Origin of the sequence: Actinomadura meyerae (genome assembly GCF_900188445.1) — a bacterium.
GTDB lineage: Bacteria > Actinomycetota > Actinomycetes > Streptosporangiales > Streptosporangiaceae > Spirillospora > Spirillospora meyerae.
The window spans coordinates 1-22,974 of the sequence record NZ_FZOR01000066.1 but is presented as its reverse complement, the minus strand read 5'-3'; the positions used below and the strand labels follow the sequence as shown (position 1 = coordinate 22,974).

21 protein-coding genes and 2 pseudogenes are annotated in these 22,974 nt (G+C 72.9%); 13 read left to right on the top strand and 10 right to left on the bottom strand.

All coding sequences use genetic code 11. The annotated features are described in order from the left end of the window. Nucleotides 1-208: 208 nt before the first annotated feature. Nucleotides 209-1,024: an SAM-dependent methyltransferase gene (locus CHF16_RS37600; protein WP_089330966.1), complete on the bottom strand. Its 816-nt coding sequence runs from the start codon at nt 1,022-1,024 to the stop codon at nt 209-211. A 214-nt stretch (nt 1,025-1,238) separates the two neighbouring features. On the opposite strand from CHF16_RS37600, the gene CHF16_RS37590 reads away from it, so the two are divergent. The 4 genes from CHF16_RS37590 to fdhA all read left to right on the top strand — a co-directional run bounded on the left by CHF16_RS37590 (nt 1,239) and on the right by fdhA (nt 5,084). Next, nucleotides 1,239-1,979, top strand: coding sequence for a DedA family protein (locus CHF16_RS37590; protein WP_245869782.1), 741 nt, complete (start codon nt 1,239-1,241; stop codon nt 1,977-1,979). Then, nucleotides 1,963-3,141, top strand: a complete 1,179-nt coding sequence (locus CHF16_RS37585) for a sensor histidine kinase (RefSeq protein ID WP_245869781.1) — start codon at nt 1,963-1,965, stop codon at nt 3,139-3,141. The genes CHF16_RS37590 and CHF16_RS37585 overlap by 17 nt, the downstream gene beginning before the upstream one ends. After that, nucleotides 3,132-3,788 carry a response regulator transcription factor gene (locus tag CHF16_RS37580; RefSeq protein WP_179271897.1) on the top strand — a complete coding sequence of 219 codons (657 nt, stop codon included), beginning with the start codon at nt 3,132-3,134 and terminating at the stop codon, nt 3,786-3,788. Before CHF16_RS37585 ends, CHF16_RS37580 begins: the two co-directional genes overlap by 10 nt. Before the next feature lie 81 nt (nt 3,789-3,869). Beyond that, nucleotides 3,870-5,084, top strand: coding sequence for a formaldehyde dehydrogenase, glutathione-independent (fdhA, locus tag CHF16_RS37575; protein WP_245869780.1), 1,215 nt, complete (start codon nt 3,870-3,872; stop codon nt 5,082-5,084). A gap of 21 nt (nt 5,085-5,105) precedes the next feature. Here fdhA and CHF16_RS37570 read toward each other — a convergent pair whose 3' ends face one another. The 3 genes from CHF16_RS37570 to CHF16_RS37560 form a co-directional block, all read right to left on the bottom strand. Beyond that, complete coding sequence (locus CHF16_RS37570) at nt 5,106-6,914, bottom strand: GMC family oxidoreductase (RefSeq protein ID WP_089330963.1); 1,809 nt, start codon at nt 6,912-6,914, stop codon at nt 5,106-5,108. After that, entirely contained in the window at nt 6,911-8,377 is a 1,467-nt protein-coding gene (locus CHF16_RS41090; protein WP_089330962.1) for a hypothetical protein, read from the bottom strand. The genes CHF16_RS37570 and CHF16_RS41090 overlap by 4 nt, the downstream gene beginning before the upstream one ends. 67 nt (nt 8,378-8,444) lie before the next feature. Beyond that, the gene (locus tag CHF16_RS37560; protein WP_179271896.1) at nt 8,445-9,140 is read right to left on the bottom strand and encodes a FadR/GntR family transcriptional regulator; all 696 of its coding nucleotides are present in this window, start codon (nt 9,138-9,140) and stop codon (nt 8,445-8,447) included. 103 nt (nt 9,141-9,243) lie between these two features. Here CHF16_RS37560 and CHF16_RS37555 point away from each other — a divergent pair, with 103 nt between their 5' ends. Together CHF16_RS37555 and CHF16_RS37550 are read left to right on the top strand one after the other, a co-directional pair. Beyond that, nucleotides 9,244-9,762: a YbaK/EbsC family protein gene (locus CHF16_RS37555; protein ID WP_089330961.1), complete on the top strand. Its 519-nt coding sequence runs from the start codon at nt 9,244-9,246 to the stop codon at nt 9,760-9,762. Continuing rightward, entirely contained in the window at nt 9,759-10,361 is a 603-nt protein-coding gene (locus tag CHF16_RS37550; RefSeq protein ID WP_089330960.1) for an HD domain-containing protein, read from the top strand. Before CHF16_RS37555 ends, CHF16_RS37550 begins: the two co-directional genes overlap by 4 nt. Here CHF16_RS37550 and CHF16_RS37545 read toward each other — a convergent pair whose 3' ends face one another. Continuing rightward, nucleotides 10,362-11,429 carry an FAD-binding protein gene (locus CHF16_RS37545; protein ID WP_179271895.1) on the bottom strand — a complete coding sequence of 356 codons (1,068 nt, stop codon included), beginning with the start codon at nt 11,427-11,429 and terminating at the stop codon, nt 10,362-10,364. It lies immediately after the preceding gene. A 59-nt stretch (nt 11,430-11,488) separates the two neighbouring features. After that, on the bottom strand, nt 11,489-11,953 hold the full coding sequence (locus CHF16_RS37540) for a MarR family winged helix-turn-helix transcriptional regulator (RefSeq protein ID WP_089330958.1): 465 nt from the start codon (nt 11,951-11,953) through the stop codon (nt 11,489-11,491). A 119-nt stretch (nt 11,954-12,072) separates the two neighbouring features. On the opposite strand from CHF16_RS37540, the gene CHF16_RS37535 reads away from it, so the two are divergent. Both CHF16_RS37535 and CHF16_RS37530 read left to right on the top strand, forming a co-directional pair. Then, on the top strand, nt 12,073-12,531 hold the full coding sequence (locus CHF16_RS37535; protein WP_089330957.1) for a DoxX family protein: 459 nt from the start codon (nt 12,073-12,075) through the stop codon (nt 12,529-12,531). A gap of 295 nt (nt 12,532-12,826) precedes the next feature. Then, nucleotides 12,827-14,266: an alpha,alpha-trehalose-phosphate synthase (UDP-forming) gene (locus CHF16_RS37530; RefSeq protein WP_089330956.1), complete on the top strand. Its 1,440-nt coding sequence runs from the start codon at nt 12,827-12,829 to the stop codon at nt 14,264-14,266. On the opposite strand, the gene CHF16_RS37525 is transcribed toward CHF16_RS37530, so the two are convergent. Then, nucleotides 14,250-14,858 (bottom strand): ATP-binding protein, encoded by a 609-nt coding sequence (locus CHF16_RS37525; protein WP_089330955.1) that lies wholly within the window; start codon nt 14,856-14,858, stop codon nt 14,250-14,252. The two genes, CHF16_RS37530 and CHF16_RS37525, sit on opposite strands and share 17 nt — an antisense overlap. 192 nt (nt 14,859-15,050) lie before the next feature. Here CHF16_RS37525 and CHF16_RS37520 point away from each other — a divergent pair, with 192 nt between their 5' ends. Next, complete coding sequence (locus CHF16_RS37520; protein WP_089330954.1) at nt 15,051-15,281, top strand: DUF397 domain-containing protein; 231 nt, start codon at nt 15,051-15,053, stop codon at nt 15,279-15,281. A gap of 59 nt (nt 15,282-15,340) precedes the next feature. Then, complete coding sequence (locus CHF16_RS37515; RefSeq protein ID WP_089330953.1) at nt 15,341-16,876, top strand: acyl-CoA synthetase; 1,536 nt, start codon at nt 15,341-15,343, stop codon at nt 16,874-16,876. Nucleotides 16,877-16,969: 93 nt separating this feature from the next. On the opposite strand, the gene CHF16_RS37510 is transcribed toward CHF16_RS37515, so the two are convergent. From CHF16_RS37510 to CHF16_RS37500, 3 genes are all read right to left on the bottom strand, one after another. After that, nucleotides 16,970-18,427 (bottom strand): DHA2 family efflux MFS transporter permease subunit, encoded by a 1,458-nt coding sequence (locus CHF16_RS37510; RefSeq protein WP_245869779.1) that lies wholly within the window; start codon nt 18,425-18,427, stop codon nt 16,970-16,972. Between the two features lie 486 nt (nt 18,428-18,913). Continuing rightward, on the bottom strand, nt 18,914-22,171 hold the full coding sequence (locus tag CHF16_RS37505; RefSeq protein WP_143228294.1) for an NACHT domain-containing protein: 3,258 nt from the start codon (nt 22,169-22,171) through the stop codon (nt 18,914-18,916). A gap of 83 nt (nt 22,172-22,254) precedes the next feature. Then, on the bottom strand, nt 22,255-22,512 hold the full coding sequence (locus tag CHF16_RS37500) for an ATP-binding protein (RefSeq protein ID WP_179271894.1): 258 nt from the start codon (nt 22,510-22,512) through the stop codon (nt 22,255-22,257). Nucleotides 22,513-22,532: 20 nt separating this feature from the next. On the opposite strand from CHF16_RS37500, the pseudogene CHF16_RS40710 reads away from it, so the two are divergent. From CHF16_RS40710 to CHF16_RS41725, 3 genes and pseudogenes are all read left to right on the top strand, one after another. Next, a pseudogene (locus CHF16_RS40710) lies at nt 22,533-22,739 on the top strand (Scr1 family TA system antitoxin-like transcriptional regulator); the annotation flags it as partial. A 22-nt stretch (nt 22,740-22,761) separates the two neighbouring features. Then, nucleotides 22,762-22,818: pseudogene (locus tag CHF16_RS42115) on the top strand (DUF397 domain-containing protein); the annotation flags it as partial. A 3-nt stretch (nt 22,819-22,821) separates the two neighbouring features. Beyond that, nucleotides 22,822-22,914 carry a DUF397 domain-containing protein gene (locus CHF16_RS41725; protein ID WP_245869778.1) on the top strand — a complete coding sequence of 31 codons (93 nt, stop codon included), beginning with the start codon at nt 22,822-22,824 and terminating at the stop codon, nt 22,912-22,914. The last annotated feature ends 60 nt before the right edge of the window (nt 22,915-22,974 follow it).

The following is a 22,974-nucleotide window of genomic DNA, read 5'->3' as shown; positions in this document are numbered from 1 at the left end:
ATGCACTTCACAAAACGCTGCGAACGCTACAAGAAACGTATGACGGCGGAAAAGTCGATCAAAAAGATCCTTTACTCGGATCATGACCGGACCCGGTGTCCGAAACCGGCGCCGGCGCCGTCCGCAACCGGGCCGGCCTGCGGCGACCGGGACGACGAGCATCCCGGACGGCCCCGGCCCGGCGTGAGCCGTTTCACTCTCCGCTGAATCAGTCCTTGCGGCCGAGCACGGCCACCATCTGGGTGTGCAGCGGGTGCTCCAGCGGCCCGGCGGGCCCGTTCGGGCGCCATGCGGTCACGTGCGCCACGCCCGGTTCCAGGATCGTGAGGCCCGCCATGAACCGCTCGATCTCCGACGAGTGGCGGAAGTAGGAGCCGCCCAGGCCCGACTGCAGGATGCGCTTGGCCTCCTCGACGCGCGGGTCGTCGCCCGAGTCGTGCAGGTGGGTGAGGATGACGTGGCTGCCGGGCGCGAGGAAGGGCAGCAGCGACCGCACGACGCCCGCCGGATCCCGGTCGTCCGGCACGTGGTGGATGATCGCGGCCAGCACGACCCCGACCGGCCGGGACGGGTCGATCAGCCGGGTCAGCGCCGGGTCGTCGAAGATCTTCGCCGGCTCGTACAGGTCGCCCTGGATGAACGTCGCGACGCCGTCCTCGGTGAGCAGCGCCCGCCCGTGCGCGAGGACGATCGGGTCGTTGTCGACGTAGACGACCTTCGCGGCGGGGTTCGCCGCCTGCGCGAACTGGTGCACGTTCGACGAGGTCGGCAGCCCGGAGCCGATGTCGATGAACTGGTCGATCCCGAGGTCGCCGGCCAGGTAGGTCACCGCCCGCTCGATCGCGACCCGGTTGCCCCGGGCCACCACCGGCGCCTCCGGCACGAGCTGCATCACCATGTCGGCCACCTCGCGGTCGGCGGCGAAGTTGTCCTTGCCGCCGAGGAAGTAGTCGTACACCCGCGCGAACGTCGGCGTCGTGGGATCGATGCCGGGGGGTGCGCTCTCGGGGTGGTCGTCGGCCACGCGTGCCGCTCCTTCTCTCCACCGTCCGCGCCGGCCGCGGCGGACGGTCCTGGGAGGGCAAGCCTAAGCCCGGATCCCCCCGCGGGGCAGGCCCTTTCGCGCGTTCCGCGGACGGGGGTGCGGTTTTGCGCAGGGCGGGGGTGCGGGATCCGGCCGGACGGGTCGGCGGTGCTCTCCATGGTGGCGGGCCCCGCCGGTTCCTAGCGTCGACGTCATGATCGGACTGATGAACGCGGCGTCCGGCGGTGAGCCCGCGGGCGGCATCGCCGGGTGGGCGACCGACCTGATGGACCGGCTCGGCGCGCCCGGCGCCGGCCTGGCGATCGCGCTGGAGAACCTGTTCCCGCCGCTGCCGAGCGAGGTGATCCTCCCGCTCGCGGGGTTCACGGCGGCGCAGGGCCGGATGAGCCTGGCCGCGGCGATCCTCTGGACGACGCTGGGGAGCGTCGTGGGCGCGCTCGCGCTCTACGGGATCGGGGCGCTGATCGGGCGGGACCGGGTCCGTGCGGTGGCGGCGCGGCTGCCGCTGGTCAAGGTCGAAGACCTCGACCGGACGGAGGCGTGGTTCGCCCGGCACGGCGGCAAGGCGGTGTTCTTCGGCCGGATGATCCCGATCTTCCGGAGCCTGATCTCCGTCCCGGCGGGGGTGGAGCGGATGCGGATGGCGGTGTTCCTCGCCTACACGGCGCTCGGCAGCCTGCTGTGGAACACCGCGTTCGTGCTCGCCGGGTACGGGCTCGGCGACAACTGGCGGACGGTCGAGGAGTACGTCGGCGTCTACTCCAAGGGGGTCGTCGCGGTTGCCGCCGCGGCGGCCGCGGCGTTCCTCGTGATGCGTATCGTGAAGGCACGGCGGGCGGTCGTGAAGGCACGGCGGGCGGGTGCGCGGGAGCGGCGTCCCGCGGGGGCGCATCGGGCGGAGGCTGGAGAACGCGAACGTGAGCGCATCCACTGACACCGCGCGCCGCGGCCCCTCGGCGGTCCTCCGGGTCCTGGCGGGGCTCGTGCTGGGCGCCGCCACCGCCGGCGCGGAGCTGGTGCTGCTGGCGGGGGCGGCGCTGCTCATGGCGTACTCGCTGGCCTTCTCCCGCGGGCGGCGGGCGGTCCCGGCGGCCGTCGCGGACGCCGCCGAGCTGCTGACCGAGCTGGAGATGCGGCGCCTGCGCGCCTTCTTCGGCGAGGACCGGGCCGTCCAGTACGGTCCGCTGCGGGCGCTCGCCTACCTGGTGCTGCGGGTGCCGGTCGGCCTGCTCGGCGCCGCGATCCTCGTGTTGATCACCTACGGCGCCGTGGCCGGGGTCCGGCTGGCGGTGGGCTGGTGGATCACCGGCGACTACCTGGACGGCATCCCGCCGTCCTGGTGGATCGTCCTCTACACCGCCGTCGTGGGCGTGGTCCTGCTCTTCCTCGCCCTGTACGGCCTGGTCGGCGTGGTGGGGCTGGAGAAGGCCGTGGCGCGCCGCTGCCTCGGGCCGAGCCCGCTGGAGGAGTACGAGCGCCGCATCGCGCAGCTGTCGGTCACGCGCGCCGAGGTGGTGGACGCGGTGGACGACGAGCGCCGCCGGATCGAGCGCGACCTGCACGACGGCGTCCAGCAGCGGCTCGTGGCGCTCGGCATGCTGATCGGCCGGGCCCGCCGCGCCGGTGACGGCGAGCGGGCGGCGGAGCTGCTGAAGCAGGCGCACGAGGAGTCGCAGCGGGCCCTCGAGGACCTGCGGGAGGTCACCTGGCGGGTGTATCCGGCCGCGCTGGACGGCGAGGGCCTGCGCGCGGCGCTGGAGACGGTGGCCGAGCGGTCCGCGGTGCCGGTGGTGATCGACTACGACGTGCCGGGGCGCCCGCCGCACGCGGTGGAGACCGCCGCGTACTTCGTCGTCTGCGAGGCCGTCACCAACGCCGCCAAGCACTCCGGCGCGCGGGCGGTGCGGGTGGCGCTCGCGGGGTCCGGGACAATGATCGGCGTGCGCATCGAAGACGACGGCTGCGGGGGAGCCGACCCCGCCGGCGGCGGGCTGGCGGGCCTGGCCCGCCGCGTGGCCGCGCTGGACGGGGCGTTCGCCGTGGACAGCCCGCGCGGCGGCCCGACGGTGATCACCGCGGAGCTGCCGTGCGGGTGATGCTGGCCGAGGACTCGACGCTCCTCCGCGAGGGCCTGGTGCGGCTGCTGGCCGAGGAGGGCCACGAGGTGGCCGCGGCGGTCGGCGACGGCGACGCGCTGATCGCGGCGGTGGCCGCGGCGGGCGGGCAGGGCCCGCCGGACGTCGTGGTGGTGGACGTCCGGATGCCGCCGACGCACACCGACGAGGGCCTGCGCGCGGCGCTGGAGATCCGGCGGCGCTGGCCGGGGGTCGGGGTGCTCGTGCTGTCGCAGTACGTGGAGAAGCGCTACGCGACCGAGCTGATCACGGCCGACACCACCGGGGTCGGCTACCTGCTGAAGGACCGGGTCGCGCAGGTGGACGAGTTCCTGGACGCGCTCGACCGGGTCGGGGCGGGCGGGGCGGCGTTCGACCCCGAGGTGGTCCGGCGGCTCCTGGCGCACAGCACGCACTCCGATCCGCTGGCCCGCCTGACGCCGCGGGAGCGGGACGTCCTGGACAACATGGCCCAGGGGCATACGAACGCCTCGATCGCCGCCAACCTCCATGTCTCGCAGAGCGCGGTGGAGAAGCACGTCAACGCGATCTTCGACAAGCTCGACCTGTCGCACGCCGCCGGCTACAGCCGCCGCGTCCTCGCCGTCCTCCGCTATCTGGGCAGCTGAACCGTCCGAAATAGGACTAACGGTCATAAACCGGGTATGGCTCCGGACGTAACGAACCGGCTCTCAACAGAGGGAGAGGTCGTGGCGGACACCAACCGAGGCGTCGTCTACCAGGCGCCGGGAGAGGTCACGGTCGAGGACCTCGACTTTCCGAAGCTCGAACTGGCCGAGCAGGACGGGCGCAAGCTGCAGCACGGCGCCATCCTGAAGGTCCTGGCCACCAATATCTGCGGCTCCGACCAGCACATGGTGCGCGGCCGGACGACCGCCCCCGCCGGGCTCACGCTCGGCCACGAGATCACCGGGGAGGTGATCGAGACCGGCAGGGACGTCGAGTTCATCAAGGAGGGCGACCTCGTCAGCGTCCCGTTCAACATCGCGTGCGGGCGCTGCCGCAACTGCAAGGAGCGCCACACCGGCGTGTGCGAGAACGTCAACCGGGAGCGGCCGGGCGCCGCCTACGGCTACGTCGACATGGGCGGCTGGCACGGCGGGCAGGCCCGCTACGCGGTCGTCCCGTACGCGGACTTCAACCTGCTGAAGTTCCCCGGCGACCGCGACACGGTCATGGCGAAGCTGCCCGACCTGGCGATGCTGTCGGACATCTTCCCGACCGGCTACCACGGCGCCTACACCGCCGGTGTCACCACCGGCTCGACCGTGTACGTGGCGGGCGCCGGCCCGGTCGGCCTCGCGTGCGCGACCGCCTGCCTGCTGCTCGGCGCCGCCGTCGTGATCGTCGGCGACATGAACGAGCAGCGGCTCGCGCAGGCCCGCGGCTTCGGCTGCGAGACGATCGACCTGTCGCAGCACGGCGACGTCGGCGAGCAGATCGAGCAGATCCTCGGCGTCCCCGAGGTGGACGCGTCCGTCGACTGCGTCGGCTTCGAGGCGCGGGGGCAGGGCCACGAGGGCGCGCAGAAGGAGCAGCCCGCGACCGTGCTCAACACGCTGATGGAGGTCACCCGCGCGGCGGGCGGGATCGGCATCCCCGGCCTGTACGTGACCGGCGACCCGGGCGCGGCGGACGAGAACGCCAGGGTGGGCCAGCTCGGCCTGCGGATCGGGACCGGCTGGGCGAAGTCGGAGTACTTCGTCACGGGCCAGTGCCCGGTGATGTCCTACAACCGGCAGCTGATGATGGCGATCCTGTACGACCGGGTGCAGATCGCGAAGAACGTCAACGCGACGGTGATCCCGCTGGAGGAGGCCCCCGAGGGGTACGCCGAGTTCGACCGGGGCGCGGCGCGCAAGTACATCCTCGACCCGCACGGCGCCCTGGCCGACGCGGCCTGACCCGGGCGGGCCCCGCCGGCGTCAGCCGATGCCGGCGGCGATCCGCGACGCCATTGCCATGATGGTGAGCTGCGGGTTCACCGCGGGGCACGTCGGCAGGACCGACGCGTCCGCGACGTGCACCCCGCGCACGCCCCGCAGCCGCCCGGCCGGGTCCACGGGCGCGGTGTCCGCGGCGGCGCCGAGCCGCGCCGTCCCGGTCGGGTGGAACCCGGCCAGGTGCAGGTCGGCGGGCGCCGCCGCCGCGACGGCCCGGTCCAGGCCGGCCACGTCGCGGACGACCGGGTCGCGCGCCAGCCCGGTCAGCACCTCCTCGGCCCCGGCGGCGAACAGGACCCGCCCCATCGCGGCCATCGCCCGCCGGAGCCGCCCGGCGTCCCGCGGCGCGAGGTCGTAGCGCAGGAGCGCGCGGTGCCGGGCGCCGCGGACGCGGCCGGACGGGGCGTCGGCGATCATCGCGCCGAGCACGGCGAGGCGGTGCGCGCCGTCCAGCTCGCCGCGCAGCCGCCGCCCGATCCCGGGCAGCGGGAACGACGTCATGCCCGGCGGCGCCGACGTCGCCTCGATGAGGACCCCGTCGCCGTGCAGCTCCTCTATGCCGACGCTCTGCATCACCCCGTGCCATGACTCGACGGGCTCGGCGAAACGTCCCGCCATGTTCGTCGCGGGATGGACGGCCATGCCCCGGCCGAGCCGCGGATGCCCGCCGAGACCGGAACGCCGCAGCAGCAGGGGCGTCTGCGTGGCACCGGCCGCGACGACGATGCGGGGCGCCAGGATCTCGAACGCCGTGCCGTCGGGACGGCGCGCGCGCACACCGGTGGCGGTGCCGCGCTCGACCAGGATGCGTTCGACCCGCGCGTGGGTGACGATCCGCGCGCCCGCCTCGCACGCTTGGGGGAGCGCGTTCAGGTGCACGCCGTACTTGGCGTTGTGCGGACACCCCACGGCGCATTGCGCGCTGCCTTTGCATCCCGGTGCGTTGCGGCGCAGCGGCGCGGCCCGCCAGCCGAGCCGTTCGGCGCCCGCGAGCGCGAGCAGCCCGTTGCGGCCGAGCGGCCCGACCGGCTGCGGCGCGACGCGCAGCGTGGCCTCGACCTCGTCCAGGTGGGCGCCGAAGTCCTCCACCGGGACGCCGAGGGACGCCCACCGGCGCAGGACCCGTCCGGGCGTGCGGTAGCAGGTGCCGCTGTTGACGACGGTCGTCCCGCCGACCGCGCGGCCCTCGGGCAGCAGCACCGGCGGGCGGCCGAGCGCCACGGACGCGCCGCCGTCCCGGTAGAGATCGAGGAACCGGTCGAGCGGCCTGCGCTCGCGGAACTCGGCCGCAGTGAAGCGCCGCCCCTCCTCCAGCACGACCACCGACAGGCCGCGCCGGGCGAGGGTCCGCGCCGCCATCGCCCCGCCCGCGCCGGACCCGACCACGACGGCGTCGGCGGTCGCGCAGGCCGGCCATCCCCCGGACGGCGTGCAGTCCAGCGCCGCGTCGGGGCGCACCAGGCCGCCCGGCTCGGGCGGGCCGGGCAGCAGCCCCGTCCCGGCGGCCAGCAGCAGCGGCGCCTTCGCGGCCTCGACGACCCGCGAGGCGGCCGGGCGGGCCGCCAGCAGCGCACAGAGCGCGTCCCGGCGGGCCGGGTCCAGCCGGTCGAGGGGCCGCCCGACGGCGAGCCGCGACAGCGCGTCCAGCGCACCGGTCCCGGCGGCCAGCCCGAGCCGCGCCGGGCCGGGCAGCGCCCGCGCGATCGCCTCCGCGCCCGCGGTGACGCGCGCCAGCTCCCCCTCGTCGTCGATGCCGAGCAGGACCGAGACGGTCCCCGCCATGGTGCTCATCGCAGGCCCACCTCCGCGTGGCCGGTGCCGTCCAGCCGCCATTCGCGCTCGGTCCGCCAGGCCCGCCCCGCCCTGCGCGCGAGGGCGATCCGCACGTCCGCGCGCTCGGAGTTGCGGCAGACCGCCGGGGCGCCGTCCGGGTCGGCGTAGTCGACCGCCACGGTCTCCTCGGGCCGCTGCGTGACCTCGACGTGCAGCAGCCGGTCGCCGACGCGGCCCCGGACCGTCCACGTCGGCAGGCGGATGTCGGCGCGTAGCCGCAGCGCCGCGAGCAGCGGGTCGCCGGACGGCAGGTCGGCCCCGTCCACCCGGAGCCGGACGAAGGGGAGCGGCGGCAGCCGGTCCAGCCCCGGCCGGGTCGAGACGGCGGCCACGATCTCGCACACGTCCCCGCCGCCGAGGTCGGCGTGCAGCCACGCCCACCGCCGCGCGTTCCCGTGCCCGTAGATGCGGGCCGAGGCGCCCGGGGCGCCCGCCAGATCCAGCACCCGGTCGCCGAACCGCACCTCGCCGCTGTAGGCGGCCGACGGCTTCGGGACGATCTGCGCCGCCGGAAGCAGCTCCCGCTCCCACGCCCAGCGCGGGAACGTGTGCAGCGGCCGCCCGCCGCCGGACTCGCGCAGCTCCCAGCCGATCTGGCCCGCCGTGCCGGTGAGCCGGTCACCGGTCTGGACGACCGGCCCGGCGGCGAAGGCGGCGTCATCACCAGGGCTCCAGTCGCGGGGGCTCCATTCGTGCGGGCCGAACCGCGCGAACACCGGCCGCTCGCCCGGAGGGAACACGGCCGCCCAGCCGTGTGCGCGCGCGCCGCCGCCGTCGTGCGGCGCGACCAGTTCGTGGTGGAGCCACACGCCGGTGCCGGTCGCCGGGTCGGTCAGCGTCGTGTACCACACCTCCAGCCGCCCGGCCTGCCCCCGCCACCGCGACCGCATCGGATCGCCGCCCCGCGCCGGGTCGCCCGCCTGCTCCGGGTCGCCGGACCGGGCCGAGCCGCCCGCCGGCGCCGAGCCGCCCGCCCGCGCGGGGGCGCGGAAGCTCGTGAGGAAGGCCGCCAGGTCGCGGCGCAGGTGGAAGCGCAGCCGCGCCTCGCCGACCACCGCCCCGTCCGCGTCGGTCACGGTGGCCGGCAGCGCCGTCATCGACCGGACGGGCCGGCGCGGCGACACCGACTTCCAGCCGTCCAGGTGCAGGCGGCGCCCGTCGCCCGCCGTGAAGTCGAGCGTGTAGCGGATCCTGCGGGCGGCGAGCGGCGCGACCCGCAGCCGCCCCGAGGCCGCCCGGTCGTCCGCCCATCCCGGCACGGCGACGCGCCCGGTGAGGTCGCCTTCCACGTCGTCCCAGGGGCGCAGCACGCCGGGCAGGTCGGCGTCCAGCTCCAGCCGCATCGGCCGCGCCCGCTCCTCCCCGGCGAGTCGCAGCTCGCCCTCCATGACCTCGCTGAACGTCGTGCGCCTGGCGCTCATCGCGGACCTCCCGTCATGACCGCCCCGCCTGTCATGGTCGCCCCGCCCGTCATGACCGCCCCGCCCGTCATGGTCGCCCGTCCGTCATGATCGCTTCGGTCTCGGCGAAGTAGGCGTCGGCCGCCGCGCGCGTCCGGTCCGGGTCGCCGGCGCACAGCGCATCGATCAGCGGCGCGAGCCGGTCCGCCGCCGCGCCGGGGTCGGCGAACGCGTGCGCGAACCCCTCCCGGACGGCCAGGTAGGCGTTCAGCAGCGCGTTCACCATGAACCCGTACACCCGGTTGCCGGTGGCGCCGCCGATGACGCGGTGGATCTCGCACTCGGCGAGCTGCGCCGCGTCCGCGTCCGGCGCGTTCCGGACCTCGTCCACCAGGTTCCGCAGCAGGGCGCGCTGCTCGGCCGTCGCGTGCTCGGCCGCCCGCGCCGCCACCCGCGCGCCGACCTCGCGCCGCACCTCGAAGATCTCCGCCATCCAGGCGGGCCCGACCGTGCGGGCCAGCATCGGCAGCAGCTCGGGCCCGCCGAGCCGCTCGTAGTCGCGGACGCGCGTCCCGACGCCGTGCCGCGTCTCCAGCAGCCCGGCCTGGGCGAGCCGGACGATCGCGTGCTTCAGCGACGTCCGCGTCACCGCGTACCCGGCGGCCAGCTCCCGCTCGGGCGGCAGGTAGGAGCCGGGCGGGTACCGGCCGCTGAGCACGTCGTCGCGGAGCCGGTCGACGAGCGAGTCCACGACGGTGTCGCGGGGGATCGGCGAGGACGGCACGGAACCTCCAGTGGTCGAGTGGCTCAGCCACTGGACCACGCGGGACGTCCCGGCGTCAAGACCGTGGCAGGGTGGGACGGAGACACGAGAGGGGACGCGACAGATGCTCGGCACGCTCGACTGGGGACCGGCGGACGAACGGCACGACCTCCTGGCGGCGCCCGTCGCCGCCGCGATCGGCGCGGTACCGGACGCCGAGGTCGCGGAGATCGATCCGGAGCTGGCCGACACGGCGGCGTTCTGCGAGCGCTACGGCGTCCCGCTCGACGCGAGCGCCAACTGCGTGGTCGTCGCCGCCAAGCGCGGCGGCGAGGTGTCCTACGCCGCCTGCATGGTCCTCGCCACCGGCCGCGCCGACGTGAACGGCGTCGTCCGCAAGCACCTCGGCGCCCGCAAGGTGTCGTTCGCCCCGATGGCCGACGCGACCTCGCTCACCGGCATGGAGTACGGCGGGATCACCCCGGTCGGCCTCCCCGCGGGCTGGCCCGTCCTGGTGGACGAGGCCGTCGCCGCCGCCCCGCGGGTCGTCATCGGCAGCGGCCTGCGCAAGTCGAAGGTCATGCTCCCCGGCAAGGCGCTCACGGCCCTCCCGTCCGCCGAAGTCCTCGCGCTGGCCCTGTGAGCGCCACGCCGCCCGGGGGCGCGCTTCGGCGGGCGCTGGACGATCCGGGGCCGCGCCCGCTGCCCGCCGAGGCCGTCCGGCTCCTGACCGCCGTGAACGCGCCGCCGCGCCTCGCCGCGCACCTGCGCGCCGTCCACGACGTGGCCGCCGAGCTGGTCGCCTGGGTCGGCGAGCGCCATCCGGAGGCGGCCGTGGACGCGGAGGCCGCCCTGTTCGGCGCGGCCACGCACGACATCGGCAAGGCCCTGCACCCGGCGGAGCTGTCCGGCCCCGGCTCGCGGCACGAGCCGGCCGGGTACGCCCTGCTGCGCGAGCACGGCGTGCCCGAGCGCCTCGCGCGCTTCGCCCGCACCCACGCGTCCTGGGACGACCCCGGCACCGGCCTCGACGACCTCCTCGTCAGCCTGTCCGACGCCGTCTGGAAGGCGAAGCGGATAACCGATCTCGAACAGCGGATCGTGGACGTGCTCGCCGCCGTGTCCGGCGCTGAGACGTGGGCGGTGTTCATGGAGCTCGACGACGTCTGCGACCGCCTCGCCGCGGGGGCCGACGCGCGGCTGGCCTTCCAGTCCGCCTACCCGGTCGAGCCGACGGCGTAGCTACCCGGTCGAGTCGACGGCGTAGCGGGTGCCGCCGGCGGCGCGGGCGCGGTCGAGCAGGCGCCGGTTGGCGGCGAGCATCTCCGCGACGGACGCGCAGCCGGGCGAGGCCGTCCGCAGGACGCTGAACAGGACCGTCCCGTCGCGGAGCGCCTTGACCAGGATGACGCCGCTGAGGCCCAGGTCGTCCGGCGCCATCTCGGCGAGCGTCGCCCCGATCACGGCGGCGGCGCGGGGCGCGGGCAGGAACACCATGCCCCACGGATGCGGGCGCGCCCACTCGCCGAGGGCGACCAGCTCCGCGACGTCGGGGCGCATCCGGTCGGCGAAGTCGGCGTAGGCGAGGCGCTCGGTCTCGGCGGTGCCGGGCGGCGGCGCACCGCCGTCCCCGTACAGGACGGCCTTGGCCTCGAAGCGCCAGCCGCCACCCTCAGAGGGCTTGACCTGCCCCGAGATGTGCTCGGCCCGCACCTCGCGCTGGACGCGCAGCAGGTCGCCGGCGCTCCGGCAGGGGATCGTGCAGGACAGCACCCGCTCGGGAGCCGGGACGAGCCGCAGCGTCGCGGCGGTGATGACGCCGTGCCCGCCGAGGCCGCCCCGGACGGCGTCGAACAGCTCCGGCCGCTCGGCGGGGGAGCAGGTGACGGCCCGCCCGCCGGCGACGACCTCCAGGGCGAGCACGTTGTCGGCCTGGGTGCCGTGCACGTGGGACGTCCCGCCGATGCCGCCCGCGGAGACCGTCCCGCCGACCGTCACGTCCAGGTGGTCGGTCAGGACGGGCGGGGTCAGCCCGTGCGGCAGCGTCGCCGCGAGGACCTCCCGCCAGCTCGTGCCCGCGCCGACCGCCGCGTGCCGACCGCCGACCTCGCGGACGCCCGCGAGCCCCCGCATGTCGAGCGAGACCCCGGTGGTGAGGGACTGCCCGAACGTGGAGTGCCCGAGGCCGCGCGGGACCGCGTCCAGCCCGTCGGCGGCGGCCTCCCGGACGGCGTCCACGACCTCCGCCGCCGACCGCGGGCGGACGACCCGCGCGGGCGACCGCAAGACGATCCCCCCGAAATCCCGCATACGGATGCTCCCGCGATCGCGCATACCGATGCCCCCGAAGTCGCGCATACCCGGCGGGCCTAGCGCTCGCGCAGGCGGTCGGCCACGCGGCCGAGCGCCGCGCCGAGCAGGTCGATCTCCTCCGGCGTCAGCACGTCGATGAGCGTCTCGCGGACGACGCGGCGGTGCCCGGGGCGGACCCGGTCGAGCGCGGCGGCGCCGTCGTCGGTCAGCTCCGCCCACACCGACCGGCGGTCCGTCGCGCAGCCCGTGCGCTTCACGAGCCCGGCGCGCTCGAGCCGGGTGACCTGGTAGGTGAGCCGGCTCTTGGAGACCATCACCTCGCGCGCCAGGTCCGACATGCGCAGCCGCCGGCCGTCCGCGGAGCGCAGCTTGACGAGCACCTCGAACTCGGCGTGGGACAGCCCGCCGTCCCGTTTGAGCTGCCGCTCGACCTCGTGGTCGACCAGGTGGCCCGCCGCGAGGAAGGCCATCCAGGCGCGCAGCTCACGTGGTTCCAGGGCGCCGTCCCCCACTTCGGTCATGCGGTGATTCTAGTTGGCATGAAAACACCCTTGCAGTTTCTAAATGGTCTGAATTTGAATCATTTCGGGCTAGCGTTCTGCTAGTTCATGTGTGAACTTTCAACCGGAGGAGACGAGGCATGCTCCCATCCCGCCGCCACCCCGCCCTGCCCGACGCCGGCCTGCTCCTCGGCAGGCTCGCGGTCGGCGTCGTCTTCGTCGCGCACGGCTGGCAGAAGCTCACCGACGAGGGCCACGCCGCCGTCGCCCGCTCGTTCGACCAGCTCGGCATCCCGCTGCCGGACCTCGCCGCCGTGTACGGCACCTGGGTCGAGTTGCTCGGCGGCATCGCGCTCATCGCCGGCGTCCTGGTGCCGCTCGCCGGCGTGCTGATCGCCCTCGACATGGCCGGCGCCTTCTGGTTCGTCCACATGGACAAGGGCCTCTTCAGCCGGGAGGGCGGCTACGAGTACGTGCTCGTGCTCGGCGTCGTCTGCCTGCTGTTCGCGTTCACGGGCGCGGGGCGGTTCTCGGTCGGCGCGCTCCTGCCGGGCCGCCGCCGCGACGCCGCGCCCGAGCGGCGGTCCGCGACCGCCTGAGGGCCCCGGCGTCCGGGCCGGGTCCCTCCCCGCCGTGACCTGGCCCGGACGGCCGCGGATGTGATCTGGCTAACTTTTTCGTCCGGTTTCCAGGTGCCGTGACCGCCGCGTCAGGACGGGTCACCTGCCCGGAAAGCAATATGGCCCGCTCCAATCCCCCGGCTGAGTGCTCCCGGCCCCCTGACATCCCCCTTTTCCGCCGCCGCCTCCTTAGCGTCGAAGTGACAAGATGTTCCCGATGACCGTTTCTGGGCATGAGTGATCGCTGAGGATTCCCTGGAGAGGCGGGTCGCAGGTGTCGCGCGGTAGTGAGTTCGTTGTGGTGGCCAATCGACTTCCGGTCGACCGGACCAACGGGGCGGACGGCGCCCCTCGGTGGCGGCGCAGCCCCGGCGGGCTGGTGAGCGCCATCGCCCCGGTGATGCGCCGGAGGAAGGGCACCTGGATCGGCTGGACCGGTGCGCCGGACGAGGAGCTCGGGCCGTTCGAGGAGGACGGCATGTCGCTGCACCCCATCGCGCAGTCGGCGCGGGAGGTCGAGCTCTACTACGAGGGCTTCTCCAACGCGACGCTCTGGCCGCTCTACCACGACGTCGTCGCCCCGCCCGTGTACGACCGGGCGATGTGGGACGCCTACGTGCGCGTGAACCGGCGGTTCGCCGAGGCGGCGGCGAAGGTCGCCGCCAAGGGGGCGATCGTCTGGGTGCAGGACTACCAGCTCCAGCTCGTCCCGTCGATGCTGCGCGAGCTGCGCCCCGACCTGCGCATCGGGTTCTTCCTGCACATCCCGTTCCCGCCGGTCGAGCTGTTCTGGCAGCTACCGTGGCGGCGGCGGATCCTGGAAGGCCTGCTCGGCGCCGACCTCGTCGGCTTCCAGCTCCCGGGCGCGGCGGCCAACTTCGTGCGGCTGTGCCGCCGGCTGCTGGACGCCCGCTACGTCAAGCAGGACGTCTTCTGGGACGACCGCGTCGTGCGCGCCCGCGCCTTCCCCATCTCCGTGGACGTGGGCGAGCTCAACGACCTGGTGGGGCGCTCGGACGTCCAGGAGCGGGCGCAGGAGATCCGGGCCGACCTGGGCGACGCCACGGTCCTGCTCGGCGTCGACCGGCTCGACTACACCAAGGGCATCACGCAGCGGCTGCAGGCGTTCGGGGAGCTGTTCGAGGACGGCCACCTCAAGCCGGGCCAGGCGGTGTTCGTGCAGATCGCCACGCCGAGCCGGGAGCGCGTCGAGCAGTACCAGCTGCTCCGCGAGGACATCGAGCAGCAGGTCGGCCGGATCAACGGCGAGTACGGCGAGATCGGGTTTCCGGTCATCCACTATCTGCACAGTTCGTATGACCGTGACGAGCTGACCGCGCTCTACCTGGCGGCGGACGTGATGGTGGTCACCCCGCTGCGGGACGGCATGAACCTCGTCGCCAAGGAGTACGTCGCCTGCCGCAAGGACCTGCGCGGCGCCCTGGTGCTGAGCGAGTTCACCGGCGCCGCCGCCGAGCTGCGGCGGGGCGGCTTCATGGTGAACCCCTACGACATCGACGGGCTGAAGGGCACGCTCCTCGACGCGCTGAACGCCGAGCCCGCCGAGCAGGCGCGGCGGATGCGCTCGATGCGCCGCCGCGTGATCGAGCACGACGTGGACCGCTGGGCCCAGTCGTTCCTCAGCGAGCTGGAGAGCCCGGACCGGTCCCGGCTCGCGCCGGCCGAACCGGCCGCGGTCACGCTGGAGGGCTGACCCGCAGGTCGAAGGCCGCCCAGACGGCCTTCCCGCCGGTGGCGAGCCGCGCCCAGCCCCAGGCGTCGCTGATCGCGCCGACGACCACCAGGCCGCGGCCGCCCTCGGTGAACCGGTCGGGCTCGCTCGGCACCGGCTCGGGCGGGCGGCCCGACGGGTCGGTCACCGTGACGACGAGCCGCCGCGGGTGCCCGACCAGCACCAGCTGGATCGGGCACAGCGGCAGCGGCTGGGGGAGTCCTTCCAGCCCGTGCCGCAGCGCGTTCGTCACCAGCTCCGACACCGCCACGATGACGTCGCCGGCGTCCGCGCCGGCACCCCATCCGTCCAGCGTGGCCTGCGTGAACTCGCGCGCCGCCCGGGGCGCGGTGATCTCCGCGGGCAGCACCCGCCGCGCCGTGCGCGGGGTGCCGGCGTGCGGCGCGGGCCAGAGCCCGGCCAGGCCCGGCACGGCTGCCGGGACGCTCGGTCGGGGGTTCGCCGGGACGTCCGGCGCGTCCGGCCAGTGCGCGTGCACCGCGGCGGCGCGCCGCGACCGGCCGCCCCCCATGGCGGCGGGGGCCGCGACTTCGTCTGCCTGGTCAACGGTCATGGTCAAACCTCAGAGGCGTGCGGAGTGGTCACCGGTGAGCGTTCGCTATCTTGCTCCCCAAGCCGTGCAGATGCAAGACCGTCTGCATGAACGAATGCAAGAACGAATGCACGTGCATCTCGTACCATTGTGTGGGGTGGGGCGAGATCGCGGCCTCCCGTGTGGAGGCTGAGACGCCTAGAGGGGGCAGACATGGACGGCCACCACATGTCGGACGTCCGGCGCGCCGGGCTCGTCTGGCAGAAGAGCCGGCGGAGCAACCCGTCCGGAAACTGCGTCGAGATGGCCGAACTCCCCAGCGGGGAGATCGCCGTGCGCAACTCCCGGGACCCGGAGGGAGCGATCCTCGTCTACACGCGCGAGGAGGTGGAGGCGTTCGTCGGCGGAGCCAAGGACGGCGACTTCGACCACATGCTCGTCTGACCGCGGCGGATAAACCGAACGGGATTCCAATCGGTGGTCCGGCCCGGTAGGTTGCGGCCATGCACCTGGGGCAGATCGCCGCTCAGACGCCCGACAAGCCCGCCGTGATCATGGCGGGCTCCGGGCGCGTCGTCACCTTCCGTGAACTGAACGAGGAGTCCAACCGGCTCGCGCAGCTGCTCCGCGCGGAGGGGCTGCGCCCGGGGGACCACATCGCGTTCATGCTGGAGAACCATCCGCTCTACCTGGCCATAGCCTGGGCCGCGCAGCGGTCGGGCCTCTACTACACCCCCATCAGCTCGCGGCTCCAGGACGAGGAGCTCGCCTACATCGTGGGCAACTGCGAGGCCAAGGCCTTCATCACCAGCGCGTCGATGGAGGCGGCCGCGCGATCCGCGCCGGACGTGCCGCTGCGCCTCATGCTCGGCGGTACGGCCCCCGGCTACGAGTCCTACGAGGAGCGCGTCGCCCAGTACCCGTCCACCCCGATCGAGGACGAGTGCGAGGGCATGGACATGCTCTACTCCTCGGGCACCACAGGGCGCCCCAAGGGCGTCAAGCCGCCGCTCTCGAAGGCGCCCATGGGCGAGCCGGGGCCGCTCTACATGCTGCTCTCCCACCTGTTCTCGCCGGACGGCGACTCGGTGTACCTGTCCCCTGCGCCGCTGTACCACGCCGCGCCGCTGCGGTACTCGCTCGTCTTCCACCGGTTCGGCGCCACCGTCGTGGTGATGGAGAAGTTCGACCCCGAGCAGGCGCTCGCCGCCATCGAGAAGTACCGGGTCACGCACAGCCAGTGGGTGCCGACCATGTTCATCCGGATGCTGAAGCTCCCGGAGGAGACCCGCGCCCGCTACGACCTCTCCTCGCTGGCGTACGCGGTGCACGCCGCCGCGCCCTGCCCCATCCCCGCCAAGGAGCGGATGATCGAGTGGTGGGGGCCGATCCTGCACGAGTACTACGCGGGCACCGAGGGCAACTGCTTCGTCTACACCAACTCCGAGGACTGGCTCGCCCACAAGGGCACCGTCGGGCGTCCCATCCTCGGCGAGGTCCATGTCTGCGACGAGGAGGGCGACGAGCTGCCGCCCGGTGAGTCCGGCACCCTCTACTTCGGCAACGGGCCCACGTTCGAGTACCACGGCGACGAGGACAAGACCGCCGCGACCCGCGACCCGAAGGGCCGCGGCTGGACCACCCTCGGCGATGTCGGCTACGTCGACGAGGACGGCTTCCTCTACCTCACCGACCGCCGCGCCTACATGATCATCAGCGGCGGGGTGAACATCTACCCGCAGGAGGCCGAGAACGTCCTCGCGGTGCACCCCAAGGTCGCCGACGTCGCGGTGTTCGGCGTCCCCGACGCGGAGATGGGGGAGGCGGTGAAGGCCGTCGTCCAGCCCGTGTCGATGCACGAGGCCGGCCCCGAGCTGGCGGCCGAGCTGATCGCCTACTGCCGCGACAACCTCGCGCACTACAAGTGCCCGCGGTCGGTCGACTTCCGGCCGGAGCTGCCCCGGCACCCGACCGGGAAGCTCTACAAGCGGCTGCTGAAGGACGAGTACTGGGCGGACAAGCGCTCTGCGACGGCCTGAGAGGGCCGTGAAAGGCGAAACCCCGGCCGGGCCCTCTCGGGGGTCCGGCCGGGGTTTGGAACGCACCAGGGACGTTCTGCGCGCCAGGGCGTTCTAGTGGATCGGCATCGGCGCGTCGACCGCCGCCGTGTCCGGCTTCTTGCGCGGCAGCAGCAGCGCCGGCAGGAACGCCAGGGCGATCAGGCCCACCGCGTACCAGTAGGTGTGCTGGAACGCGTCCGCCATCGGCCCCGCGATCTTCTCCATGATCGCCGGCGGCACCTTCTCGGTGCTGCCGATCTCGCCGCCGGCCCCGCCGCCGAGCTTGGCGGTGAGCTGGTTCGCCAGCAGCACCGACATGAGCGCGGTGCCCATGGACGCCGACACCTGCTGGATGATGTTCAGCATCGTGCTGGCCCGCGGGACCTCGTCGTGGCCGAGGGTCTGGATGGCCGCGGCCATCGTCGGCATCATCGTCATGCCCATGCCGAGACCCATCACGAACAGCACGGCGCCGAGCGTCCAGTAGGACGTGTCGCCCTCCAGCACCGCCGCGAAGGCGGCCACCGACAGCACGACCACGACCAGGCCGCCGAGCACGACACGCCCGGGGCCGATCCGGTCGGTGAGCTTGCCGCCGATCGGCATCGTGACCATCGCGCCGAGGCCCTGCGGGGCCAGCAGCAGGCCGGACGCCATCGCGCCCTCGCCGCGCACCACCTGGTAGTACAGCGGGAGCAGCAGCATCGCGCCCATGAACGCGGTCACGAACATGACCATCGTGCCGGACGCCGCCGCGACGGACCGGCGCTTCAGCAGCCGCAGGTCGATCAGCGGGTTGGCGGCCGTCAGCGCCCGGGCCACGAACGCGAGCACCAGCACCGCGCCGGCGACCGTGAACACCAGCGGCTCGGTCTGCAGGAAGTCCTTCTCCTCGGCGCCCCGCGCGATGCCGTAGATCAGGCTCGCCAGGCCGGGCGACAGCAGGATCAGCCCGAGCAGGTCGAGCCGCTCGGCCGGCTTCGGCTCGTCACGCTTCAGGATCTTCGCGGCCAGCGCCAGCGAGATGATCCCGATCGGCAGGTTGATGAAGAAGATCCAGCGCCACGACACGTCGTCGACGAGGTAGCCGCCGATGATCGGGCCGAGGATCGGGCCGAGCAGCATCGGCACGCCGACGATGCTCATCACCTGGCCGACCCGCTGCGGACCGGCCGCCTGCGTCATGATCGTCATACCGGCCGGCATGATCATGCCGCCGCCGAGGCCCTGCAGCACCCGGAAGAGGATCAGGGACTCCGCCGACCAGGCCAGGCCGGCGAGCGTCGAGCCGATCACGAACAGCAGGATCGACACCATGTACAGGCGCTTGGTGCCGAACCGCGCGCACGCCCAGCCGGTGACCGGGATCACCGTGGCCAGCGCCAGTGTGTAGCCCGTCGCCACCCACTGGATCGTCGCCAGCGAGGTGTTGAACTCCTTGGCCAGGTCGTTGATGGCAACGTTGACGACGGTCACGTCCAGGATGGACATGATCGCGCCGAGGACGACGACCCCGGCCACGGCCAGCACGCCGCGGTCGAGACCGCCGCCGGCGTCGGGTTGCTTCAGTGGTGGGCCATCCGCCGTCGCTTGAGACGCGGGAGCGGTCAACTCTCTTCCAATCGTCAGGGCCCGGCACGCGGGCACGCAGGACCGTGGGCACGTTTCAGGGGGTAGGTCGCAAAAATACTGCAGCGACTGACACTTTCGCGAACCGTTAAACTCGGGGCGCTCCGGGAGTATTCCAGCGGGGTCCGACAGATCGGCCCTGCTCCCCGGCCTCCAGCCTGCGACCTCGACCACAGTCGAGGTCAACGAGGTGTGACGCACGCGACACCGGACTCCTCCCTTCACGCTCGCCCTATGGACCAGCGCCACCGGGAGAACTCATCGCCCTTGAGGGACAACTAACCGCGCTCCCGCCTCCGGCCCGTTTCCCACCCGTCCCACCTGCACCGACGCACGCAAAGTAGTCGAGCGACGACGGACCGGCCGACGTGGACCGCCGCCATGGCACTAGCCGATTCTGAGTCGCCGCCCGAGTGCTTCGGCTCCTTGGACGTCCTGTCCCGCCCTGATGGAGACGGCGAGCCTGCGGTTGGCGGCCAGAGGCGTGAGGTCGAGCCCGGGTGGGGCGTCCCTCAGGTGGAGCAGCCGGAGGGCGGGGAGCGAGGCGAGCGGTCCGAGATCTTCCAACCCGGTGCAGTCGTCGAGCCAGAGCTCGCTGAGCTTCGACAGGCCGCGCAGCGCCCCGAGGTCGCGGACGCGGGTGCCGGACAGGTTCAAGGTGTGCAGGCCCGCCAACGAGGAGAGCGGCTCGAAGTCGGTCACGTTCTCGCAGCGGGCGATGTGGAGCTCGGTCAGGGGGAGAGCCGTCAGCGGCCGGAGGTCCGTGAGCCAGCCGCAGCGACTCGTGATCAGTGTGGTGAGGCCGGGAGCCGCCCGGCAGAGCCGCGCCAGGTCGTCGCCGAGGCGGGAGTCGCTGAGCCCGAGTGTCCGGAGCCGCCCGAGGGAAGGGAGCGCGGCGAGGTCGGCCACGTGGGTGCAGCCGGTCAACCACAGGGTCGTCAACCGGGAGTGGCGCCGGAGCGGTGCGTAGTCGGTGATCGCCCCGCACTTCGGCAGCCAGAGCTGGTCGAGGCGGGGCAGGTCGTCCAGGAAGCCGAGCGAGTCCAGCGCGGGGTGCGCGAACGTGAGGGCGCGGAGCGACGGAAGCGCCGGAAGGCGCTTCGCGTCGGCCATCGATTCCGTGGCGCCGAGCCCCAGGTATATGAGCTTGTCCGCATGGTGCGCGAGGAAGTCGAACGTATCGATGCGGTCCAGGCGGACGAGCAGCTCGGAAAGTGGCGGGACCCGATCGAGGGCGCGCACGCGGTGCGGTGCGTGATGAAGGTGGAGGACGCCGCCCTCCGGAGCCTTGGCGAGGACCCGCTCGGCGAACTCGTCGGTGTCGAAGTAGGGCCACGCCGTGTCGAGCTGAGCCCACAGTGCGGGCCGGATGCCGGGGGCATAGCGTGCCAGGACGTCCAGCGCCGCCGGCCCGTTGACCAGCCACGCCGTTCGCAGGGTCGCCGAAGCGGCGGCATGGCTGAGCCCGTCCAGGGTCTCAGGCAGCCGGGCGAGGACGGGGTCGCCCGCGGTGGCGAGGGAGCGGGCCGTGGCTTCGTCGCGGGGCGGGATGAGATCGTCCAGGCACTCGTCCAGGTCTTCCCGGAGGTCGTCCGGTATCGACGGAAGCGTTTCCAGGCAGGCGACGGCCACCAGTTTCAGTGTGCGGGCGCGGCGCGGCTCGGCACCCGCCCGCGCCAGGATGCCGGAGAGGAGTTCCCGTCTCAGTGGCTCGTTGGCGTGACCGGCGGCCATGATGACGGTCTCCCGCCACGTGTCGCGGTGGGTGTACTTGACGAGGATGTCCATGTCGCCGAGGTCGGCGGCCTGCTTGGCGGCGAGGTACTCCTGGACGGTCCGGTGGACGAAGTCGATGCGTCCCGGCACCGGCTCGCGGAGGATGCCGCTGCGCTGGAGCAGCTCGTCCAGGACCACGGCAGGGGCGACACGAACCTGCGGCATGGAAGTCAGCCGGTCGGTGACCAACCGCTCGACCATGGGCTTCGGGAGTTCGACACGGGAACTGGTGGAGAGGTGCCAGGCGATGTCCTGCAGGAAGCGGATCTTCTGATCGCGTTCAAGGACGCTCGGTATGCCGCGCTTGGTGTCGCGCGCCTCCAGGAGCATCTCGAGAGCGGCGCCGTAGAGGCCCATGCGGTTGCGGGGGAGAGCTTCGCGGTCGAGGTTGAGCGCGCAGAGCATGGCGGCGAGCAATGGGCTGGACGCGAGGGCCCGCAGGTGAGGAGCGGCCTCAAGCCGAGCCAGGAGCCGCGCCTCGTAGGAGGGAAGACGCTCGGGGGCGCAGGGCAGATCCGTGCAGTCACGGACGGCGGTGTGCCAGTGCTGGACGAGGGTCCGGATGTCCGCGGGGGAGAGTTGCTCAAGAAAGGCCGTCGCGAATCCTTCGGCGCGGAGCCAGTCGGAACCGGCCGCCGCCGGGCGCGAGGTGACGATGATGCGGATGTCGCGGAAGTCGGTGACGATCCGCTTCAGCCACTCCCGGACGGCTTGGCGCTGCGTACCGGTGACCTCGTCCACGCCGTCCACGAGGAGTAGCGCCCGGCCGGAGGTGAGCTGCCGGTGAGCCCACCCGCGCGGCATGATTCCGGCGAGGTGCCCGGCGACGTCGTCGATGAACTCTTCGGGACGCGGCAGGGGCTTGCCGGCGTGGCTGCGCAGCTTGATGACGAAGGGGACGGACCCGTTCCACTCGCTCAGCGGGCCGGTGAAGGAACCCCTGGCGGCCGTGACCGCGAGCCAGCGCAGCAAGGTGCTCTTCCCACCGCCCGCCTCACCGCGCAACAGCATCAGCCGGTGGTCGCCCAATGCCGATTCGACTCGGACGGATGCGGCCTTGACCTCGTCCCTCGAATCGCTGACCGGTACGGCGTGCGGCCTTGAGCGCCGCAAAGCCCGCCTGCTCTCATCGGAGACATTGAGGCTGATGTAGGCGACGCTCAGCGTGGTCTGCGGACGCGTGAACCGTTCGAACCGGACGCCGAACAGTTCAAGGGTGTCGAGGGACTCGCTGATGGAAGCGAGGTAGCGGCGGGTGAACTCGTCGTCGTCCGACGTGCCTTCCGGGGCGTCGAGGGTGCGTGCGGGGAGCCTGGCCAGGACGGCGCCGACCTGGTCGGCCAGCCCGCTCAGCCTGCCCAGCATCTCCACCGATGCGCGCGGGCCGAACTGCGGGAGGTGGACGATGATGCGAGCGAGGCAGTCACAGCATTCGTCCAGGACGACCTCGTAGAGCCGCGCACCGGCCTCGCCGAGCTCGAACTCGGCGCGCCTGGCCGGTAGCCGCGTCCGCAGGCCGCGCGCCAGCTTCACCGGGTCGGCGTCGGCCGAGAAGAAGGCGTCGTCCGACAGATCGGCCCTGTCGAGGGTGCGGACGACCTCGTGCAAAGCCGCCTCGCGGTCGCCGTCGGTGAGTCCGCCGAACTCGCGTCCGGCGAAGGTCAGGAGCCGGTCGGCGACCGAATCCGCGATGTCCTCGAACTGCCGCTGGACGCGCCGCCGCTTGATCTCGTCCGGGAAGCCCGTCTTGATCAGTTCTACGAGATCCTTGCCGGCACCGTCCCTGGACGACCGGCCGGCGAGCCACCGCCCCACGGCGAGTTGCGTCACCGACATGCCCACCCGCACCGCGGCGACCTCGACCGACAAAGCACCCCCAACGTCAATGGACGCCGCCATTATGACGAGTGATCGGGTGCACCTTCCGGCTTTCGCGCGTCCATGTTCGGACGTCAAGCGCGGGTGATCTCGAACCATACGGCGTGGCCTCCGGCCCGCTGGGTGACGCCCCAGTCGCCGGCCATGAAGGCGACGATGCGGAGGCCACGTCCGCAGATGTCCATCTCGGCCGCCGTGGCCAGGTGCGGGACGGTCTCGGCGCCGCCGTCATCGATCACCTCGACGCGGACGTGTTCATCCGAGTAGCTCACCTCTACTCGGACTTGCCCGCCCTTCCCCGAATCGGTGTACCGCACCGCGTTGGTGATCAACTCGCTGCTTCGATGCTGGGTCGCATCCAGGCCATAACGGGTCGTTCACGACCTTGGCCACCGACGACCTCTCGGTGGTGCTGGTGGAGAACCTGACCACCGGCTGGTACCTGGAGGAGGCGCAGGTGATTCGCCATCACGATGTCGTGTTCGTCCATTTCAGAGCGGCTGCGCTTTCGCCTGTGGATTCCCGTGCGTTGATCGAGCGGCTAGCGTCAGCCGCATGACTGGCACAGAGGTTTCCTTCTCCGCTGGCGCAAGAGCACTCGCAGTGGAGGCGGCGGCTCGGAGTGCGTTGAAGTTGCCGCCATGTGGCGTAAGAGCAGTTACAGCGGCAGCGTCGGGCAGGAATGCGTCGAGGTTGCCGCACTGACCCTTTTTCATCCTCGGGTGACCTCGTAGTTCTGTAGGACGGCGATGGCCTTGACCAGGTGGCCGGCCTTGCTGGGGCTGCAGCGGAGC

Excerpts from the sequence above, each read along its gene's own strand:
- CHF16_RS41090 (WP_089330962.1), bottom strand. The coding sequence starts at position 8,377 with ATGAGCGCCAGGCGCACGACGTTCAGCGAGGTCATGGAGGGCGAGCTG.
- CHF16_RS37535 (WP_089330957.1), top strand. The coding sequence starts at position 12,073 with ATGCTCCCATCCCGCCGCCACCCCGCCCTGCCCGACGCCGGCCTGCTC.
- CHF16_RS37520 (WP_089330954.1), top strand. The coding sequence starts at position 15,051 with ATGGACGGCCACCACATGTCGGACGTCCGGCGCGCCGGGCTCGTCTGG.
- CHF16_RS41725 (WP_245869778.1), top strand. The coding sequence starts at position 22,822 with ATGTGGCGTAAGAGCAGTTACAGCGGCAGCGTCGGGCAGGAATGCGTC.
- CHF16_RS37555 (WP_089330961.1), top strand. The coding sequence starts at position 9,244 with ATGCTCGGCACGCTCGACTGGGGACCGGCGGACGAACGGCACGACCTC.
- CHF16_RS37525 (WP_089330955.1), bottom strand. The coding sequence starts at position 14,858 with ATGACCGTTGACCAGGCAGACGAAGTCGCGGCCCCCGCCGCCATGGGG.
- CHF16_RS37590 (WP_245869782.1), top strand. The coding sequence starts at position 1,239 with ATGATCGGACTGATGAACGCGGCGTCCGGCGGTGAGCCCGCGGGCGGC.
- CHF16_RS37570 (WP_089330963.1), bottom strand. The coding sequence starts at position 6,914 with ATGAGCACCATGGCGGGGACCGTCTCGGTCCTGCTCGGCATCGACGAC.
- CHF16_RS37515 (WP_089330953.1), top strand. The coding sequence starts at position 15,341 with ATGCACCTGGGGCAGATCGCCGCTCAGACGCCCGACAAGCCCGCCGTG.
- CHF16_RS37540 (WP_089330958.1), bottom strand. The coding sequence starts at position 11,953 with ATGACCGAAGTGGGGGACGGCGCCCTGGAACCACGTGAGCTGCGCGCC.
- CHF16_RS37545 (WP_179271895.1), bottom strand. The coding sequence starts at position 11,429 with ATGCGGGATTTCGGGGGGATCGTCTTGCGGTCGCCCGCGCGGGTCGTC.